The sequence below is a fragment of the Planctomycetia bacterium genome, from assembly GCA_015200345.1.
GTDB lineage: Bacteria > Planctomycetota > Phycisphaerae > UBA1845 > UTPLA1 > PLA3.
On the sequence record CP054187.1, the window covers coordinates 1,506,450 to 1,524,737 of the forward strand.

Here is an 18,288-nt window from a genome sequence, read left to right on the forward strand (position 1 = left end):
TGGCAAAATCCGGCACAAGGCTGCGGCGCCGTGTTATTCGGGTACAATCCCCGCGTTGTCGCACGGAGCCATACGATCGTGACCGCCGCGCCGCACCTGCTCGCCGACGCCGCAGACTGGATAGCGGTCCTGCTGCGCTACAAGACATTTGCCGCGCTGTTCTTCGCGGCCGCCGTCGCGTCGGCCGTCGCCACGCCGATGTACATCCTGCTCGCGGCGCGGCTCGGATGGGTCGATCGTCCCGCCGGACGCAAGCAGCACGAGAAAGCAACGCCCACCATGGGCGGGCTGGTCATCTTCGCGGTCGTCTTCGCCGGCGCGGCCGCTGCCATGATGCTGACCAACCGCGTCGGCACGATGCTCGCCGAAAAGCGTTTCTACCTGTACGGGCTGGCCGCCTGCACGGCCTGCATGATCGGGCTGGGCATCATCGACGACCGCCACCCGGTCCGGCCGCGCGTCAAGCTGTTTGTTCAGACAATTGTCGCTATCGCCGCCGTGGCACTGGGCTTTCGAATGGAAGCGCTCACGATCCCCGGCGTCGGCTCGCTTCCGCTGCATCCCGCGATCGCCGCGCCGTTGAGCCTCCTCTGGATCGTCGGTATCACCAACGCAGTGAATTTGACCGACGGACTGGACGGTCTTGCCGCGGGCGTCTGCTTCCTGGCGGCCGCCGTCAACGCGCTCGTCGCGATCTGGCTCGAGAACTATTACATGAGCGTGATGATGCTGCTGCTGGCCGGCGCGCTGCTCGGCTTCCTCCGCTGGAACTTCCACCCCGCGCGCGTCTTTCTCGGCGACACCGGATCGCTGGCACTGGGCATGTTCCTCGCGCTGGCCTCGCTGCATTCGGCGCAGAAGGCGCACACCGTCGTGCTCATTCTCGTGCCGCTTTTCGCCCTGGGCTACCCCATCTTCGACACGCTCCTGGCGATCACGCGTCGCATGGTGCGCGGGCAGCCGCTCTTCGCATCCGACCGCGATCACATTCATCATCGCCTGCTGGATCGCACGCGCAGCCCATCGGCGGCGGCGATTCAAATCTACGCCGGTTCGGCCCTGCTTGCCCTGCTCTGCCTCGCCGCCATGACGACCAATTTCCTCGTCGTCGGCCTCGCGGTGACGGCCGTACTCGGGCTGGCGGTCTTCTGCGCGCGGGTGCTGGGCTACCTCGAATGGGGCGGCTGGGCGGCGAAATGGTCGGGCCGAAGTGAGACACAACTCCTCCATGCCGCGGCGCAACACGCGCGGTTGCGAATCGGCACGGCGAAATCAATGCCCGAAGTGCTTGGCGCCTTCGCGCTGGTCGCGCCGGAGACTCCTCTGCGCGAAGTGCAGGCCGATCTGCCGCACGGATGCGAGGCCGTCAAGCTGGCCGACGCCGAAGACGCCGCCGTGGAAGTCCGGCTGCAAATCGCAGCGCACGACGCCACCCTGACGCTTCTTCTGGACGGCTCGAAGCCGCTCGACGCCGAGCGCCGTCTGATCCTGGAAGAACTGGCACACGCCGCCACGCAGCGCCTTGCCGAGCTTCGCATGGCTTTTGTCGATGATTCACCCGACGCCAACCGACCAGCCCCAGTCCCGTGACCGACACACGCCATCTTCTCTACGTCACCGAGTTCTTCGCGCCCGATCTCTGCGCCACGGCCGTCGTCGCGACCGATCACCTCGCGCACCTTGCCGCTCGGCGACCGGACTGGCAGTTCACCGTCCTGACCGGCAACCGCGCCTGGCACGATCCGACGATCGTTTATCCCGCGCGCGAACGGATCGGCCGCGTGGATGTCATTCGCGTGGCACGCCCATCGCTGCACAGCCGCTCGCTGCTCGACCGGGCGCGCGGTTTCGCCGTGTTTTACTCTCGCGCGCTCGCCGCCGCGCACGATCTGGGCCGCTTTGATCTGGTCATCGGCTCGACTGCGCCGCCGCTGGGCGGTCGCATCGCCCGCAAGCTCGCCAAGCGGATCGGCTGCCCGTACCTCTACAAGGTTTACGACCTGTACCCGGATACCGCCGTGGCCCTCGGGCGACTAGGCGAACACTCGCTCATCACGAAGGTATGGCTGCGCGACGATTCGCGCACGATGCGCGACGCCGACGCCGTCGTCTGCATCGCCCGCGGAATCGAGGATCGGCTGCGACGAACGCGCGGCCTGATTTCGCCGAAACTGCTCACCATCCATGACGGCTACGATCCGGCGCGGATCGCCCGCCGTCACGTGAAACCGCACGAGGAACAGACGCCATCCGTCCCCGGCTTCACAACGGGCCGGCCGCTGATCGTTCAATACGCCGGCAACATGGGGCTGTCTCATCCGTTCGGCACGATTCTCGACGCGGCGAAGCGCCTCGCCACGGATGCGCGAATTCGATTCCAGTTCATCGGCGCGGGGCCGGCGCGCGGCGAACTGGCCGCCGGCCTGCCGCCCAGCGCCGAGCTGCTGCCCTTCCAGCCCGACGACCGCTTCGCGGACCGGATGCATGATGCCGACATTTGTCTTGTCACGCAGCACACCAATCTGTTCGACCACGCCCTGCCCTACAAGGTGTATGCCATTCTCGCCGCCGGCAAACCGCTGATCTTCGTCGGCAACCCGCGAAGTGAAATCGCCGATTGGCTGCAATCAGCCGAGTGCGGGCTTACCATCCCACAGGGAGACGGCCCAGCGCTGGCCGATGCGATCAAGACGTTGTATTCCGATCCCTCGCGCCGGACGGCGATGGGCCGCCGGGCGCGCGCGCTCTTTGACGAGCGTTTCCACGTGAACGCCGCCACCGGCAAGTGGGTCACTCTGATTAACGACGTACTGAACCGGCCTCGCAAGCCCGCAGGGTCGCAGTAGTGCTCGGTTTGGATTTACGGAGGATCGCCCTCTAGAATGCCGCCAAGGAATGCTTTGATCATGCTTAGCGCTTCCGCACGCGTAACGAAAACCGTCTGCCCCGTGTTGGTCTGGATGATCGCCGCCACGGCGTGCAGTTTCGCCGAAGACGGCAAATCGCCGCCTGCCGCTCGGCAGGCGACTTCCGTCCCCTCAACACAACCGGCCGATGCCGCCTCCTCCGGCGACCCGGTCGCTGACGAAATTCTCGACCGACTCGACGCGCGCGGCGAATCCATCAAGGGCCTCGCCTGCAAGATCATCTACCGCTACGTCACCGTCTTCCCTGCCGAGAGCATGCAGCAGAAGGACGGCACGCTGCTTTTCGCCAAGGCCGACCCCAACGCGCGCTTTCTCATTCACTTCACGAAACTCTCCGCCGAGGGCATCGAGCGCGAAACGGGCGAATACTGGGCCTTTGACGGCCGCTGGCTGACCGAGCGCAACGACAAGAGCCGCACGATCATCAAGCGCGAGATCGCCGCGCCGGGCGAGCGCAAGGATCCGTTCAAGCTCGGTCAGGGTCCGTTCCCCTTGCCGCTGGGACAGAAGCGAAAGGATATCCTCGACAACTTCACCGTGCGGCTGGAAAAATTCACGCTCGGCGACCCGCGCGGAAGCGACCATTTGCACTGCGTCCCGAAGCCGGGCACGCCGCTGGCCAATAAATATACCAGAGTAGATATATACGTCGACCGCGCCGCCAGCCTGCCCGTGCGCATCGTCACCGAGCGCGTCAGCGACGCCAATCGCATCGAGGTCGATTTCAAATCCATTGACACGAACGAGGCGCCCGCCGCCTCGCGCTTCACGATCGAGGAGCCGAAGGGATACGACGTATCGGTCGAGCCGCTTGAATCGGCCGACGCCGCCGGGGTGCTGCCATGACGCGACCGAAAGCCGTTCGCCTCGCGCTCGCCTGCCTGCCGGCGCTTCTCATTGCCGCCATCGCGCTGCCCGCCTGCGATTACATCCCGCGCGGCTCGACGCAGAAAAACGATCTCGCCACGCTGCGAACCGTGACCATCACCATCACCGGTAAGAAGTCCTACAACGCCTGGGTCGCCGAAACCCAGGAGACGCAGATGCTGGGACTCATGAACGTCACCAATGCCGAGCTGACACCCGATCGCGCCATGATTTTCGCCTTCGATCGTGACGAGTACCGCTCGTTCTGGATGCGCAACACGATCATTCCGCTCGACATCGCCTACATCCGCTCCGACGGCACGATCGTGAAGACCTACACCATGGAGCCGCTCAACGAGATCGGGTACCACTCGATCGAGCCGGCCCGCTTCGCCCTCGAGGTCCGCGCCGGCCAGTTTGCCGAGCTTGGCATCCAACCCGGTGACCACGTCGAGATTCCACCCGACCTGCTGGATTAGGCTCTCATTTCTATCGGGCCTTCCAGCGTCCCGAAACGGCAGCAATTCAGGACTTCGCGCAGCGAATGCTGCGACCCCTTGCGGCCGAAGTAATCTCGCGGCCCGGCCGCCTCGCACCATGATGACCGCCCAGACACCCATCCGCGACGCGCCGACCACGAACGGTGCACCTTTTGAGGCCACAAGCCGTCCGCGCCTCGCCGTGGAGTTGTTTAATCCTTCCTGCATTGAAGTGCCGTCGCTCACGGAACTCGCGCAAGACGGGTCGTTCGAATTGATCCCTGCGACGCATCACACAGTCCAACCATCGAGTGCGAATCCGCTCGAAACCAGCCGACCGGCGGCCAATCCACGCACACCACCGCCCGTCGCGGTCATCGTCGATCCGGCGCTGGCCGGCACGGTCAACGAAACCGAGCTTACCGATCTTCTCGCGGCGGCGGATCAGCGCGGGCAAACCGTGCTGATCCTGACGCGACGGCCGGCGCGGTTCCATCTTCCGGCGCCGTGCTGCGTCGCCCTCTCGCCCGACGATTCCACGGAGACCGTCCGCGGGGCGCTGCGAGGCTTGGCGGCATCGTCCGGCGCGCTCGCGCGTTTGCAGTCCGAACGCCGGCGCATTCAACACGTCGGCGAAAGCGTGCGCGATTACTTTGCCGCCATGGACTGCGAATTGCGGCTCGCGTCGCGACTGCAACAGGAATTTCTCCCACGCAGTGGCCAGCGCTTCGGACCGGCCGTCTTTCACACGCTCTTTCGGCCCGCCAACTGGGTCAGCGGCGATGTCTTCGACATCGTGCGGCTCGATGAGGAGCACGTCGCCTTCTATCTCGCCGACGCCATGGGGCACGGCGTCGCCGCCGGACTGCTCACCATGTACGTCCGCCAGTCGATCCGGCCCAAGCGCATCCTCGTCTCCGGCTACGAGATCATACCGCCCGGCGAGGTGCTCGGAATGCTCAACGATCGCTTCTGCGACCAGAAACTCCCCGAGCCGCACTTCATCACCGCCATCTACGCGATCTTCAACATGGAAACGCTGCAACTGGACTACGCCGTCGCCGGCCATCCGCCCGCGTTACGCATCCGTCCCGGTGGCGACATCTCCGAACTGCCGGGCGACGGCGCGCTCATCGGTCTCGGCTATGGTCAGACATTTGTCGCGCAATCCGTCCAGCTCCATCGCGGCGACCGCCTCATCGTCTACAGCGACGGCATCGAGCCGGCCATCATCACCGAACGTCACCCCGCGCCGCAGCCGCCCTGCTGGACGGCCAACGCAAGCGAGCTCCTGCAACTGCCCGCGGACCAGCTTATTCCGCGCCTCTTCGACGCCGTCGACCGCACACCTGGCAGCCTTCGCCACGCGGACGACGTCTCCGCACTCGTGCTTGATATCGACCCCTGAAACACGCGGCGCTTCGCCGCTGCGACCCTCCGAAACATGCTACAATAGGCATCGAGAGGGGTTTTTGTGCGCTCCACGAGCCGGTTGATTCTGTTCGCCGCGGCCATGACGCTGCACGCGGGCTGCGGCCTCGCGCCGGCTGCGTCCGTCTCGGGCACATTCGAGAACGTCGGCAACGACACCGTCCCGAGATTCTTCCACAAGGCCACGCGCCTGCACGACGGCCGCGTCCTCGTCACCGGCGGCATGACGCTGCAAATCTTCCCGCCTTCGCTCATCTCGCTGAACCGCATCGCGACGTACGACCCCGTCTCACGGACGTTCTCCGATTCGTTTGCGCCGACCGGCGGCGGACCGGCAACGAATCCGCTCCTCGCAACCGCACGCAGCAGCCATACGCAAACCACCCTCCTCGACGGCCGCGTGCTGATCACCGGCGGACACATCGGCGCCAGCGGCACCAATCCGGGCACGGCGACGACATCCGTAGAAATATTCAACCCGATCACGGGCGCCGTCACCCCCGGCCCCGTTATGGCCATCCCCCGAGCCATGCACACCGATACGCTGCTCGCGGACGGTCGAGTCGTCGTTTGCGGCGGAGGCAGCAATACCTGGCAAGTGCTCGACCCCATCACGAACACCTGGTCTACACAATTCTTCCTTGCACATTCTCGCATCAGCCATGCGGCCGTGCGGCTGGCGGACTTTCGCGGTCCGGGGCTGGACAGCGTGCTGCTCATCGGCGGCGGCGGCAGCGGACCGGCGACGATGGAGTTTCTCAACCCCGACGCGGGCACGACGAGTCTCGCGACCTCGGTTCTGTCGGTCGGCGTCGATGATCTCGGCGCGGCCGTGCTGCCCGACGGCACGGTGCTGATCGTCGGTGGACAAAGCATCGCCACCGGCAACACCGTCAACCTTGCCTACCGCTTCAATCCCGAGACGGATACACTCGTCTCGATTGATCCGCCGCCCAATCGACCCGACGGCCTCTCCGACCACGCCGTGATCCCAATGGGCCGCTACGTCGCCCTCTTCGGCGGCGAGCAGGAGATCAGCGGCAACGACACCGAACTGGACTACTGTGCTATCTTCGATTCCGCGACGAACACTTGGCCCTTCACGGCCGCGATGAACCGCGTACACGATGACTTCCCCGCGGTGCAGCTTGAGGACGGGGCGATCCTGCTCATCGGCGGCGGCGCGCCGCTCTTCGGCAACGAGGCCCCCACCAATCTTGCCGAAATCTTCGTGCCGATTCTCCCGCAGCCGGGCGATCTCAACGCCGACGGCGCGATCAACGAACTGGACATCCCCTTCTTCGTGTCCGTCCTCATCGCGCCCGAATCCGCCACGGTTAAGCAAGCCGCCGCCGCCGACCTGAACGACGACGACGCCCTCGACGGCCAGGACGTACCGCTGTTTGTGGCCGCGTTGACGGATCGCTAAAACTCCCTGACCCGTCGGGCGACCAACCCCGCACGAACAGCGCGGCCTTGTCCGTACCGCCGCAGTCGTGCGGCGTAATGATCGACGGCAACCCCCATCGGCCGGCGCGCTCCGGACCATTCCCACAGCACAGGACACGGCCATCGCCGGACCCATTGCGCGAATGATCCGATCCATGCGAGCGATCCGGGTGGCAACATTCTCGCCATCTGGAGAATCGTTCCTGGAGTGGGGATTGCCGCTGGAATTACATTTGGGGCCACGATGGGCTTCGAGGTAGTATGAACCACGAATGCTTCGCAATCTCATGCTTACCCTTGCCTACGACGGCGCCGACTTTCACGGCTGGCAGAACCAGCCCGGCCAGCGCACGGTCCAGTCCTGCGTCGAGACGGCGTTGCGCCGGGCGTTGCGACATCAGGTCGTCGTCATCGGGTGCAGTCGGACCGATGCCGGCGTCCATGCGGCGGCTTACGTCGCCAATGCCTACACGACCGCGACGACCGCCGATCTGCCGATCGCGCGAAGCATCGGCTCGCGCCTGCCGAAAGACATGACCCTGCTTCACCTCGAGACGGTCCCGCTGACGTTTCACGCGACGCGCTCGGCCCTGGGCAAACTTTATCGGTATCGCGTTCACGCCGCGCCAGGTCGGCCGTGCGAACAACTCACCCAGCGTTTTACGTATCACTTCTGGCAGGCGCTGGACGTCAACGCGATGCGCGCCGCGGCGGAGCATCTGATCGGTCGGCACGATTTCACGTCGTTCGCGTCGGCGGGCAACGAGCGCGAATCGAACGTGCGAACGATTCGGCGGATTGACGTATACCGCGTCGGACTGGAAGTGCGATTCGACATTGAGGGCGACGGGTTCCTGTACAAGCAGGTGCGCAACATGGTCGGCACCCTGATCGAGGTCGGTCGCGGGCATCGGCCGCCGGAATGGGTGGCGCAAGTTCGCGACGCGCTGGATCGGACCAAGGCCGGACCGACCGCTCCGGCGCGAGGCTTGTGCCTGCAATGGGTGCGATACAATCTGCGCGACCTGCCGGAGCCGGCGCCGGACGTGCTGGACAAGGCGCGGGAGGCCGGTGCGCCGCCGGCGCACCTGCGAGCCTTGGTGGAACGGCAGCATCGCTCGCTGAATGAGAAACAGCGGCAGGCGCTCGCGCCGAAGCCGGAGGGCGTGGAAATCGTTGAAGACCCCGAGGCGTGAGCGCGCGAGGCGCGTTCGACGGGTCAATGGCGATCCAGACGCGTGGAGCCTGCTGCCTTGCGCATTGTACACGTCATCACGCGGTTGATCGTCGGCGGGGCGCAGGAGAACACCGTTCTGACCTGCGAGGGGTTGGCGCAGCGCGGCCACGATGTCTATTTATGGGCCGGTCCGACCACGGGGCCGGAAGGCTCGCTCGTACCACGGGTCGAGCGCGCGGGCCGATCGCCCAACGGGGCATACGCCTATGAGGAGTTTCCTGATCTGGTGCGGCAGATCAGTCCCGCGTGTGAGCTTCGCGCGCTGGCGGCGCTACGCCGTCGATTGGAACAGCTTCGGCCCGACGTGATCCACACGCATTCGAGCAAGGCGGGGATTCTGGGGCGGATCGCGGCCCATCGCGCTGGGGTGCCGGTCATCGTGCACACCGTTCACGGCATGAGCTTCAACCGCACGCAGGCATGGCCGGCCCGGGCGCTGTATGCCGCGCTGGAACGGTTCTGCGCGCGACGATGTCACAAAATTGTCAGCGTGGCCGACGCCATGACGCGGCAGGCGCTGGAGGCCGGCGTGGGGCGGCCCGATCAGTACGTCACCGTGCGCAGCGGCATGGTGACGGCGGACTTCGACCCGGCGCGCTACGAGGGTCGCGAAGTGCGGCGCGCGTGGGGCATGCCGGACGATGCCGTCGTCGTCGGCACGGTGGCGCGCTTGTTTGAGAACAAGGGATATGAGCAGTTGATCGAGGCGATCCCGCGAGCCGTGCAAGCGGAGCCGCACTTGCGATTTGTCTGGATTGGGGACGGCGCCCATCGCGCGAAGTACGAGGCGGAGCTGGTACGCCGCGGGCTGCGCGATCGCGTGACGATCACCGGTCTACTCCCGCCGGAGGAGATGCCGCGCGTGCTGTCGGGCATGGACCTGGTGGCTCATGCCTCGCAGTGGGAAGGCCTGCCGCGCGCCGTGGTGCAGGGGATGCTGATGGGCAAGCCGGCGGTGTGTTTTGACTTGGACGGCGCGCCGGAGGTGGTCATCCCCGGCGAAACGGGCGAACTCGCGGCACCGGGGGACGTTGGCGCGTTTGCCGATGCAATCGTGAAACTCGCGCGCGATGCGGCGTTGCGTGCGCGCTGCGGTGAGCAAGGCCGGCGGCGGTGCCTGCTGGAGTTCGACCACCATCGCATGGTGGACGCGCTGGAGGGGCTGTATCGGAGCTTGCGGAAATGAAGCGACGTTTGCTGCGGATGGCGGCGTGTTTCTAGAACCGGTTTCTAAACTCCTCTCCCCCTTGGGGGAGAGGTTGGGTGAGGGGGAAATGTGGTTCAACCGAAAGGATTCACCCTCACCCCGACTCTCTCCCTGAAAGGGAGAGGGGGTTTTGAAACAGCTTGTACATTCCTAATTCGTCATTCTCAATTCCGCCACGCTCATGCGTGGATCAGCAGCTTCGTTTCCTTCGGCAGGTTCGCCGCGACCTCGGAGATGATGTCGCCGCGCAGGGTGCGAAAGACCGATCCGCGCCGCGTCACCCCCATGATGACGTAATCGACGGCGTAGGTTCCCGCGAAGTCGAGAATCATCTCGGCCGGCGATCGCGCGACGCAATAAATCGGCACAAGCGGGATGCGTTTCTCGCGCGCGAGCTGATGCGCCTGAAGGAAGATCGGCACGGCGTCGGGATCGTCTTCCATGCGAAACTGACCGTCCGCCGGCGGCCCGTAGGCCACGCGCAGATCGCGCACGAACAAAACGAGCAGGTTGCAGTTCCGCGCCTCGGCTTCTTCCGCGGCAAACGTCAGCAGATCGGGATTGCCGCGCGTGGAGACCAGCACCCGACCCCGCGACGGATCGAACGGCTCGATGCCTTCCATCGTGAGCGCGTTCGCGCCCTCCACCGGCGGCGCTTCGAACCAACTCCCCACCGCATCGGCGACCCGGGGAATGTACGGCTTCACCGCCGGCGCTTTCTTCACGAGCGCGCGCAGCAGGTATCCGCCAGCGATGACGGAGAGCGCGAAGATCGACGCATGGACTTTCTGATAGGCAATCGTGCATTCCACGATGAGCAGGAACGCGGCGATCGTACCCAGCGCAACGCGCTCCCATTGCTTCAGTTCGACCTTCCGGTTGATGCAGGTCGATCCCAGGTTCAGCGTGATCGCGCCGACGACGCCGATGGCGTAGAGGTGCGCCAACCTCTCGACGTCGCCCTCGAAAATCAGCACCATCGTGCAGATCGCCAGCGACGTGATCAATCCCAGCCAGGGAACGCCGAAGGCGTTGAGCCGGGTAAAGCCGCCGGGCATCTCCCCGTCCCGCGCCAGCGCGTATTGCAGGCTGATCATCGCCCCCACCGCCGTGTTCGTCGCCGACAGCAGCAGCAGCCCGAACACGACCGCCGCGACCATGCCAAACGTCGGGTGAACCACTTCCGACGCGACCACTTTCATCATCGTGTCGCGCGCGGCCAGATCGTGCGCCGTCAGTTCGTGCTCGGGCCGATCGGCGAGGATCGGCGTCGGCTCGCTCTCCAGCGCCGTCAGGCTCGGCAGGTTGGTCATGGCGACGGCGAAGAACAGGTTGAAGAAAACCACTTCGGCGAGAACGACGGAGATCGCCTTGCGCGACGTCTTGCCGACCGGCTCGACCATGATGCCGGTCATGTTGGCGATGGCTTCGACGCCTGACAGCGCCAGGATGATGTGAACGAAGCTGGTCCACTTCACGTTGAGCGGGCGATGATCCCAGGTAATGTGCGACAGGCCCATCCGTGGGATGCAAAACAGCGCAATGATCACCATACAGACAAATGTAAGTATCGCGATCATCGTGGCGAGCCGGCTCGCACGCCGCGGACCCACGAAGTTCACGCAGGCAATGACGAAAATCGCCCCAATGGCGAACATCCACGCCGACTCGGCGGATACCCCGAAATAGCGGAACGCCTCCACCGCCGACAGACCCGCCGTGATCACGTAATCCGCGAAGAGCAGGTACGCCCCGAGCAGGGCGACCTGCTGGTGCGTGGCCTTCGCAGCCGAATACACCCCCCCGCCGTCGTGAAAACACCGGCAGATCACCGTGTAGGCCCAGCCCACGATGATCATGAGCAGGCACATGCCCGCGACGTGCCACGGGCTGGAGGTGCCCGAATAGAAAAACGCCAGACCCAGCACGTAGAGGCGGCTGGTCCCCCAGTCCCCAAACAGCAGGCTCCCGGCGTGTCGCCAGGTCAGTTCACGCGGCCGTTGTTGATGGACCTGCAACACGAATGGTAGGTGATGCCCTTAAAGCAATTGCGCCCGCCGGAAACACCAGTCCCCGGTGCCGTTGCGGTGGTGCGAATGCTACCCGATGCGACGGCGCGCTCCAAAGGGCCTGTGAATTCCATCGGTCAGGGGATGCGAAGAAGGGGGTGGAATGGCGATTCGCCTGCGGCTAATCTGCCCGGCTATGAATCCCCAAACGTTGAATAAGACCATGGACCGCAACGACTTAGATTCCCTGGTCTGCCGCGAGGTGCTGGTCGAATTGTTCGGTCTTATGCGGCGGATGAAGCGGCGCGGGGTGGCCTATTCGTCCTGGTATGGGCACCTCGATGCCTGGCCCAGCGCGTGGGAACACATCAATCGCGGCGAAACTTACGAGATGTGGCCGGGCAATCCGGATGAGCTGACGGTTCCCTGGTTTCTGCTTTGGGAAATTGCCTGGCTGGCGGCCAACACACCGATGCGGCATGGGGCGCGGGTATTGGACATGGGCGGCGCGGGGTCGTTGTTCACCTGCTATTTGGCGAGCCGTGGATGCGAGGTCCATACCATCGATCTGCAACAGGAGCTTTGCGATCGGACGGCGAGCATCGCGAAAGCCATGAATTGGCGGCTGATTCCCCGTCGAATGGACATGACGCGTTTGGAGTACCCCGACGGTTATTTTGATCACGTGTTCAGCGTCTGCGTGTTTGAGCATCTGCCGGTTTCGGGGCGCGTGGAATGCAACACGCAGGTCAAGCGTGTACTCAAACCTGGCGGTACGGCCGCTTACACGTTTGATTTCGCCAATCCGCAATCGTTCGGTCGGATCGACACGCCGGAGGACGTTCGGCGACAGTTCATCGAACCATCCGGCCTGACGCCGCGCGGCAACGAGAGGTTCCACGACAATGGAAAGCGGTACCTTGCGTCGCCGCAGTGTTTCGGGTTCGGCCGATTCCTTCGAACCGGAGCGGCCCTTCATTCGTTGGTAACAGGGACAATGGATCGTCGCCGCGTGCTGGCGGGGAGCACGTCCTATACGATGGGATCGGTGTTCCTAGAAAAAGGGGAGTGAATATCGGCAAAACCCGCGGTCCGGTATTAGCGCCGCCGGGCAGTGCTGAAAATCGGGAATTTTCAGGAAACCGGCCATTTTTCGTTTGCCAGCAGCCGATAGAGACCATATAGATACCGTTGACGTTAGCGGTCGCGCAGGCTTGAAGTGGGTGGGAGACCAGGGCGAGCGTTCGATGCGGGCACAGATCAAAACCGACCCCAACCGGCACTATAAGACCCTCATTGCGCTCGTGCTTTCCATGACGTGCGTGACGTTGTTCCTGTTCTGGCTGGCGAATGTCACGCCTGTGACACCGCTGCGTGGCAAGGTCGGCGCCGCGCCGACGTGGGATCGCATCTCCGTCCGCGCCGAGAAGGAACCGGGCACCGAACGGGGATTCTTTCACTTTCGGATCGACGAGCAGGGTCGCCTGTTTCAGACCAGCGCGTGGAAGAGCGGCGTGCCTTCGCCTGTCCGCCGCGGCACGATTCACATCCTGCTAAGCAACGACAATCCGCTGAATCCCCCGACGGTCGAGCAGACGCAGACGCTGTCTCGGACGATCCGGGAGCTGCGCACGCGCTTCAACATCGGCGTCGATCAGGTCCACGTGGACCACGGCGAGCAAGTCGCCCGCGCGGGCTGACCACGAACCGCTCACAAGCGAGTCTCCTCCAACCGGCTCTGCAACGGCCGGTTTTTTGTTGCGCGGTGGAAGTTCGTGCAGGTAGCGAGGCGATCTCGCAATCACCGGGCCGACGCGGCCCGGCTTTGAAGCGGGATCGCTCGGTCATCGAAAGCGGGCACGTCGATCGCGTCAAAGCGCATATACTGTCCGGCGATGCGCGGTTTGGTTTACGAAGCTTCGCCGATGCGCTGGATGCTCTGCCGGGTGGCGGGCCTGTTCACCCCGCGCGCGTACTACGGTCCTCTGTCGATGCTGCGCCTGCGCGAACTGCCGATGCCGGCGCTGCCCGGCCCGGACTGGGTGCGCCTGCGAACGCGCTTGGGCGGCATCTGCGGCACGGATCTCGCCCTGATCGCGCAGCGCAACCATCCGGCGACCGTCCTTCAGCGTTTTGCACACTTTCCGGCCGTCCTGGGCCACGAAAACGTGGCCACGATTGAAGCAGTGGGCGAAGGCGTGCGAGGCTGGGCCGTCGGCCAGCGGGTTTGCGTCGAGCCTTCCATCGGCTGCGCGGGCCGCGGGATGGCGCCGCTGTGTGCACAGTGTGCAGCGGGCCGATGCTCGATCTGTGAGCATGCGGGCGACGCCGATCTTCCCCCGCGGGCACTGGTGGGGTTGAATCGCCTGACGGGCGGGAGCTGGTCGGAGTTCTTTGTCGCCCATGTATCGCAGCTTCACGCCGTATCGGACGCGCTGCCCGACGAGCAGGCTGTGTTGATTGATCCATTGGCGTCGGCGGCGCATGGCGTGCTTCGCCGGCCGCCGCGCGCGGGCGAGCGCGTGCTGGTGAACGGTGCGGGGATCATCGCGCTGGGCGTGATCGCGGCGATTCGGGCGCTGGGATTGCGGAATGAAATCGTCGCGACGGCGCGGCACGCCTTCCAATCGCATCTGGCACGAAGCGCCGGCGCAACGGATGTGATTGAGATCCCGAGCGGAACGCGCCAGGCGGACCGGTATGAAGCGATCGCGCGGCGCGTCGGCGGCCGGCGAGTGGAAGGACGATTCGGCAACCAGGGCCTGCTTGGCGGGTTTGATCTGACGTACGACTGCACCGGCAACGGGGCGGGCATGACCGATGCGATGAAATGGACGCGGGCGCGAGGGTGCGTTGTGATGCTGGGCACGAGCGGAATCACGCTGCTTGATACCACCCCGCTCTGGTTTGACGAGTTGGAAGTCATCGGGGCCAACGGTCGCCAGATGGAAGAGTCCGAAGGCAGCAAGGTTCACACATACGAGATGCTGATGGGCTGGGTGGCCGAGGGTCGTTTGAAGCTGGACGCGTTTCCGGTTCGGACGTATCGGCTGGACGCCTATCGGACGGCGTTGGGGGATTTGCTGTCGCGCGGGCGGCGCGGGGTTCTGAAGGCAGCATTTGATTTTCGGTCCGCAGGTGGCTGATAACATTCCGTGCCGGGCTGCTGAAAGTTCCTCCTTATGCAGCCGGTGCATCCTGCCGACGATGGGGGGGCTTAGGAGTCTTTCCACAGGGAGGAATCGGACATGCGTCGGAAGACAATCGTAACGAAACTCACCGTCGTCGCGGCCTTGTTTGTCTCACCCATGCTGGCCGGCTGCGACGCGGTCGGCGTGCTGGGGCCGAACTTGAATTTGAACTACGTATTGCCCCTGGGCTTCGGCGGAGCGCCGGGCCTGTACAACCCGTACGGCATCGTGCAGGCGATCGTCAATTCGCTGCTCGGCTCGGCGCTTCCGTCGGGTGACGGCGGCGACGGCGGCAGCCCGCAGCCGAATCCGTCGATCGTCAATTCGACGGCGGTCGGCGCCATATCGCAGTAAACCGGCGATTGAAACGGCATCCCAAGGGCCGTCGCTTCGATCGAGGCGCCGGCCCTTTTTCCTGCGCCGCGGCGCCGATCGCTACTCGGCCGAATCCAGCCCCATGCACGCCAGCAAATCGACCAATTGCGAAATGACGTGATCGGCTTCACCGGCCCAGGCTGGACGCGGCACGGGCGGTTCGGCGCGGTCGCCGACCCAGAGCAGGACCGTCGTCGCGCCGGCGCCTCGGCCGCACAGAATGTCGAAATGGTAATCCCCGACCACCCAGGCGTCGCACGGTGAGCGGCCCAGCGCCGCGCAGACTTCGCGGACCGGCGTCGGATCGGGCTTGATCACACCGTCCTCGCGCGTCCGCACGTGGTCGAAGGCCAGGTCGTGTCGATCGAGAAAGGTTCTTGCCGAGTCGCGGCTGTTTCGCGTCATCAGGGCTACTTTGTAGCCGCGTCGGCGCAGCCCATCGACGACCTCGCGCGCGCCGGGCTGCAATCTGCTCGTTTGCGCGTTGTACGTTTCGTGGCGATGGAGAATCGCCTCGGCGCGGGCGCGCTGGGCATCCGTCATCTGTTCAAGCGATTCGAGAATGGGCCGCCGCGCCGGTCCATCCGGCAGGCCGATCTCGCGGCGAATGGCGTCGAAATCGAACTGGTCATGCGTAAGCGTGCCGTCCATGTCAAACAGGACGGCAGTCTTGAGCGGGTTCACGCGCGGGCACTGGGAAAGCGATTCAGACATGATGAACGAGCGCGCCGGGGGGTCATCGTGCCTTAGCGGTGGCACCCTTGGCGCGGGCGTGTGCCGGGCGCATGATCTTGTGCGCCGCCTGGGTCTCGGAGAAATCGACGACTTCGACGGGGGTCAGTCCGGCCTCGCGCGCGGCGGCGTGAACGTTGGCCTTGGTGACCGTGCGGACGCTCTTGGGCAAGACGACCCAGATCGCTCCGTCGGACTCGAGGTTTTCACAAAGGTCTTCAATCTGACGCAGTTCGCTGGCGCGTTCGACGCCGAGCATGACCAGATCGCAGCGCGCATCGCCGTTGTGCACGACGCGGGCGCACTTGTTCTGGAGCGAGTTCAGGAAGGCCGGATCGTCAATGTTCATGATGCGGATGGTCTGGCCGTCGCGAATGCCGAGCTTGTCGGCGAGGCTGCGCGGGTGGCGCATCTGCTCGATCCACTGGCTGGCGGTTTTCTCGGAATGCAGATCGATGGAGACGGTGTTCCCATGAAAACCGAAATGCACGACGGGGCCTTCCTGCCGCGGGGCGGTCAGCTCGGCGATGCGAAAGCGATACTTGGTGGAGCCGGCAAAATCGATATGGTCGGCCTCCATGCGGGCCTTTCCTTCGTAGCGCTCCTTGCCGACTTTCAAGTGACAGGCGGATTCCATTGCCATGATCACGATTCCTCTCGAATCATTCGGGGCCGTCGTGCGCGGCGACCGACGGGCGGCGATTCGCACGCGGAAAAAACGAGACCCAGGACGAAGACATCCTGCTTGGAGCGCCGACACTTTCGCGTGATCACGCTGCTTCGCAAAAGCCAGGCATCGATGTCACCGTGCGCCCAAGACCTGCCTTGCCCCGAAGGAAACGATTCTCATGGCATGCCGGCTTGCGATTGAACCGCGCCCATTGCCGACGAACCGCGAACCGTTTCCGAAAAGCCATTATACCCGAACGGCGCCGACCGGCAAACGTCGCAAGTCGCGCCGTCAGCGTGGATTGCCGACGTCGCCATGAATGAATCCATTTCGGGCGGCATCGCATGATGAATTCACAATCGCGCGACCTCGCCCGATTTCGGCGCGTTCAACACGGAAGGAGTTGAAAAATGTCAGCGCGCACAAAAAACCCCGGCGCTTCGTCTGCTGAAACGCCGGGGCCGGTGTTGATACACCCCCACGGGGACTCGAACCCCGGTCTCCAGGATGAGAACCTGATATCCTAGGCCACTAGACGATGGGGGCCGGATAAACCCGAACGGCTTTCACCAATCGGGCCAGACTTAAGAGGGACTGACTATTAGAGCAGTGAATTCGGCAGTTGGCAAGTGCTCCCGCGACGCCCGTTTCTTGTCGAATCGTGCGATCCGGAGTATACTCCGTCGTTATAAGTGAAGCCGCTTCAAGCGATTGAAGCGACGGGCGTGAGGTGATCGCCGATATGCCGATTTACGAGTTTTCCTGCCCCGAATGCGGGCACGAGTTTGACGAATTGGTACCCTCGGCGTCTGCACGTCCGCGCGCGGTCTGCCCGCGCTGCGGCAAGGACACCGTGCAAAAGCGCCTTAGTCTGTTCGCGGCACGTTCCCATGAGGGAACGTCGCGAACGAACCAGCCGGTCCCGCCAGGCGGGTGCGGTCGCTGCGGTGACCCGGCCGGGCCATGCGGTCTGACTTGACCAGCGTGCATTTCGTAAGGAAACAAGGGATGGGCAATCTCCCGCAGCAGTCCACTCGTGCGAATTCCGTTCCGGCCCCCGTCGCGGCCCTCATGGCCTGGCTGGTGCCGGGTCTGGGTCACTGGCTGCTGGGTGAGCGGGCGCGCGGCGCGGTTTTCTTCGTGGTGATTTGTGTCACGTTCTGGGCCGGCGTCGCAGTCGGCGGCGTGCGCAGCACGGTGACGCCGAAAGAGAACGGCGCCTGGATCGCCGCCCAGTTGTGCGCCGGGCCGCAGGCGGTGGCAGCGATGTACCTCGGCAAGCGCGATCAAACGCTGAACGGCAATCGGCACAAGGCACCTTGGCCGGCGTCAAACATCTCGGTCGTCTACGCGGGAATCGCGGGATTGTTGAACCTGCTGGTCATCATTGACACGTTGTCGCGCTGCGAAGCAGCACCGGTACCGGCCGTGTCGCGCGGTCCGCCCGGAAAGGGAGCCGTACGATGAACGCCCTGCTGGCGACCTTGTTTGTTCATCCGCTGTCGATCACGGGAATCGGCCGGATCGCCATGCTGGCGCCGCTGTGTTTGTCCGTCGCGCTGGTTTACAAGACGATCCGCTGCGAGCGGCTGTCGGAGATTCCGAAGGCGAGCGTGGTGCTTTGGGTGACGATTCTTGCCTGCATGATGCTGATCGGGGCGGGGCTGCTTGTTGTGTCGAACGTGCTGGCGTGACGGTGCGGCGAAGGGATCGA

18 protein-coding genes and 1 tRNA gene are annotated in these 18,288 nt (G+C 64.5%); 15 read left to right on the forward strand and 4 right to left on the reverse strand.

Annotation, left to right across the window (positions count from 1 at the left end):
* Positions 1-30 precede the first annotated feature (30 nt).
* The 8 genes from HRU71_06295 to HRU71_06330 all read left to right on the forward strand — a co-directional run bounded on the left by HRU71_06295 (position 31) and on the right by HRU71_06330 (position 9,576).
* Positions 31-1,590 carry an undecaprenyl/decaprenyl-phosphate alpha-N-acetylglucosaminyl 1-phosphate transferase gene (locus HRU71_06295; GenBank protein QOJ03118.1) on the forward strand — a complete coding sequence of 520 codons (1,560 nt, stop codon included), beginning with the start codon at positions 31-33 and terminating at the stop codon, positions 1,588-1,590.
* Positions 1,587-2,846 (forward strand): glycosyltransferase family 4 protein, encoded by a 1,260-nt coding sequence (locus HRU71_06300; protein QOJ03119.1) that lies wholly within the window; start codon positions 1,587-1,589, stop codon positions 2,844-2,846. Before HRU71_06295 ends, HRU71_06300 begins: the two co-directional genes overlap by 4 nt.
* 60 nt (positions 2,847-2,906) lie before the next feature.
* The gene (locus tag HRU71_06305; GenBank protein ID QOJ03120.1) at positions 2,907-3,773 is read left to right on the forward strand and encodes a hypothetical protein; all 867 of its coding nucleotides are present in this window, start codon (positions 2,907-2,909) and stop codon (positions 3,771-3,773) included.
* The gene (locus HRU71_06310) at positions 3,770-4,273 is read left to right on the forward strand and encodes a DUF192 domain-containing protein (protein ID QOJ03121.1); all 504 of its coding nucleotides are present in this window, start codon (positions 3,770-3,772) and stop codon (positions 4,271-4,273) included. Before HRU71_06305 ends, HRU71_06310 begins: the two co-directional genes overlap by 4 nt.
* A 118-nt stretch (positions 4,274-4,391) precedes the next feature.
* Positions 4,392-5,681, forward strand: coding sequence for a serine/threonine-protein phosphatase (locus HRU71_06315; protein ID QOJ03122.1), 1,290 nt, complete (start codon positions 4,392-4,394; stop codon positions 5,679-5,681).
* 66 nt (positions 5,682-5,747) lie between these two features.
* Positions 5,748-7,133: a hypothetical protein gene (locus HRU71_06320; GenBank protein QOJ03123.1), complete on the forward strand. Its 1,386-nt coding sequence runs from the start codon at positions 5,748-5,750 to the stop codon at positions 7,131-7,133.
* A 292-nt stretch (positions 7,134-7,425) separates the two neighbouring features.
* Complete coding sequence (gene truA, locus HRU71_06325) at positions 7,426-8,349, forward strand: tRNA pseudouridine(38-40) synthase TruA (GenBank protein ID QOJ03124.1); 924 nt, start codon at positions 7,426-7,428, stop codon at positions 8,347-8,349.
* Positions 8,350-8,406: 57 nt separating this feature from the next.
* Positions 8,407-9,576 carry a glycosyltransferase family 4 protein gene (locus HRU71_06330; GenBank protein QOJ03125.1) on the forward strand — a complete coding sequence of 390 codons (1,170 nt, stop codon included), beginning with the start codon at positions 8,407-8,409 and terminating at the stop codon, positions 9,574-9,576.
* A 200-nt stretch (positions 9,577-9,776) separates the two neighbouring features.
* Here the strand turns inward: HRU71_06330 and HRU71_06335 are convergent, their stop codons facing one another.
* Positions 9,777-11,618: an amino acid permease gene (locus HRU71_06335; protein ID QOJ03126.1), complete on the reverse strand. Its 1,842-nt coding sequence runs from the start codon at positions 11,616-11,618 to the stop codon at positions 9,777-9,779.
* 211 nt (positions 11,619-11,829) lie between these two features.
* On the opposite strand from HRU71_06335, the gene HRU71_06340 reads away from it, so the two are divergent.
* The 4 genes from HRU71_06340 to HRU71_06355 all read left to right on the forward strand — a co-directional run bounded on the left by HRU71_06340 (position 11,830) and on the right by HRU71_06355 (position 15,151).
* Complete coding sequence (locus HRU71_06340; GenBank protein ID QOJ03127.1) at positions 11,830-12,678, forward strand: class I SAM-dependent methyltransferase; 849 nt, start codon at positions 11,830-11,832, stop codon at positions 12,676-12,678.
* A gap of 175 nt (positions 12,679-12,853) precedes the next feature.
* Positions 12,854-13,306: an N-acetylmuramoyl-L-alanine amidase gene (locus HRU71_06345; GenBank protein ID QOJ03128.1), complete on the forward strand. Its 453-nt coding sequence runs from the start codon at positions 12,854-12,856 to the stop codon at positions 13,304-13,306.
* Between the two features lie 225 nt (positions 13,307-13,531).
* The gene (locus HRU71_06350; GenBank protein QOJ03129.1) at positions 13,532-14,752 is read left to right on the forward strand and encodes an alcohol dehydrogenase catalytic domain-containing protein; all 1,221 of its coding nucleotides are present in this window, start codon (positions 13,532-13,534) and stop codon (positions 14,750-14,752) included.
* Between the two features lie 102 nt (positions 14,753-14,854).
* Positions 14,855-15,151 (forward strand): hypothetical protein, encoded by a 297-nt coding sequence (locus HRU71_06355; protein QOJ03130.1) that lies wholly within the window; start codon positions 14,855-14,857, stop codon positions 15,149-15,151.
* 81 nt (positions 15,152-15,232) lie between these two features.
* Here the strand turns inward: HRU71_06355 and HRU71_06360 are convergent, their stop codons facing one another.
* The 3 genes from HRU71_06360 to HRU71_06370 form a co-directional block, all read right to left on the reverse strand.
* Positions 15,233-15,886 (reverse strand): HAD family hydrolase, encoded by a 654-nt coding sequence (locus tag HRU71_06360; protein QOJ03131.1) that lies wholly within the window; start codon positions 15,884-15,886, stop codon positions 15,233-15,235.
* A gap of 22 nt (positions 15,887-15,908) precedes the next feature.
* Positions 15,909-16,547 carry a DUF3052 family protein gene (locus HRU71_06365; GenBank protein QOJ03132.1) on the reverse strand — a complete coding sequence of 213 codons (639 nt, stop codon included), beginning with the start codon at positions 16,545-16,547 and terminating at the stop codon, positions 15,909-15,911.
* A 500-nt stretch (positions 16,548-17,047) separates the two neighbouring features.
* A tRNA-Glu gene (locus HRU71_06370) sits at positions 17,048-17,120 on the reverse strand.
* 196 nt (positions 17,121-17,316) lie between these two features.
* Between HRU71_06370 and HRU71_06375 the strand changes: the two genes are divergently transcribed.
* Genes HRU71_06375 through HRU71_06385 form a run of 3 tightly spaced genes read left to right on the forward strand, consistent with a single transcriptional unit; the run spans position 17,317 to position 18,268 of the window.
* Positions 17,317-17,553 (forward strand): zinc ribbon domain-containing protein, encoded by a 237-nt coding sequence (locus HRU71_06375; GenBank protein ID QOJ03133.1) that lies wholly within the window; start codon positions 17,317-17,319, stop codon positions 17,551-17,553.
* A gap of 29 nt (positions 17,554-17,582) precedes the next feature.
* Positions 17,583-18,041 carry a hypothetical protein gene (locus HRU71_06380; GenBank protein ID QOJ03134.1) on the forward strand — a complete coding sequence of 153 codons (459 nt, stop codon included), beginning with the start codon at positions 17,583-17,585 and terminating at the stop codon, positions 18,039-18,041.
* Positions 18,038-18,268, forward strand: coding sequence for a hypothetical protein (locus tag HRU71_06385; GenBank protein QOJ03135.1), 231 nt, complete (start codon positions 18,038-18,040; stop codon positions 18,266-18,268). Before HRU71_06380 ends, HRU71_06385 begins: the two co-directional genes overlap by 4 nt.
* Positions 18,269-18,288: the final 20 nt, after the last annotated feature.

Excerpts from the sequence above, each read along its gene's own strand:
- HRU71_06380 (QOJ03134.1), top strand. The coding sequence starts at position 17,583 with ATGGGCAATCTCCCGCAGCAGTCCACTCGTGCGAATTCCGTTCCGGCC.
- HRU71_06305 (QOJ03120.1), top strand. The coding sequence starts at position 2,907 with ATGCTTAGCGCTTCCGCACGCGTAACGAAAACCGTCTGCCCCGTGTTG.
- HRU71_06315 (QOJ03122.1), top strand. The coding sequence starts at position 4,392 with ATGATGACCGCCCAGACACCCATCCGCGACGCGCCGACCACGAACGGT.
- HRU71_06340 (QOJ03127.1), top strand. The coding sequence starts at position 11,830 with ATGGACCGCAACGACTTAGATTCCCTGGTCTGCCGCGAGGTGCTGGTC.
- HRU71_06355 (QOJ03130.1), top strand. The coding sequence starts at position 14,855 with ATGCGTCGGAAGACAATCGTAACGAAACTCACCGTCGTCGCGGCCTTG.
- HRU71_06350 (QOJ03129.1), top strand. The coding sequence starts at position 13,532 with ATGCGCTGGATGCTCTGCCGGGTGGCGGGCCTGTTCACCCCGCGCGCG.
- HRU71_06385 (QOJ03135.1), top strand. The coding sequence starts at position 18,038 with ATGAACGCCCTGCTGGCGACCTTGTTTGTTCATCCGCTGTCGATCACG.
- HRU71_06365 (QOJ03132.1), bottom strand. The coding sequence starts at position 16,547 with ATGGCAATGGAATCCGCCTGTCACTTGAAAGTCGGCAAGGAGCGCTAC.
- HRU71_06360 (QOJ03131.1), bottom strand. The coding sequence starts at position 15,886 with ATGTCTGAATCGCTTTCCCAGTGCCCGCGCGTGAACCCGCTCAAGACT.
- HRU71_06310 (QOJ03121.1), top strand. The coding sequence starts at position 3,770 with ATGACGCGACCGAAAGCCGTTCGCCTCGCGCTCGCCTGCCTGCCGGCG.
- HRU71_06375 (QOJ03133.1), top strand. The coding sequence starts at position 17,317 with ATGCCGATTTACGAGTTTTCCTGCCCCGAATGCGGGCACGAGTTTGAC.
- HRU71_06345 (QOJ03128.1), top strand. The coding sequence starts at position 12,854 with ATGCGGGCACAGATCAAAACCGACCCCAACCGGCACTATAAGACCCTC.
- truA (QOJ03124.1), top strand. The coding sequence starts at position 7,426 with ATGCTTCGCAATCTCATGCTTACCCTTGCCTACGACGGCGCCGACTTT.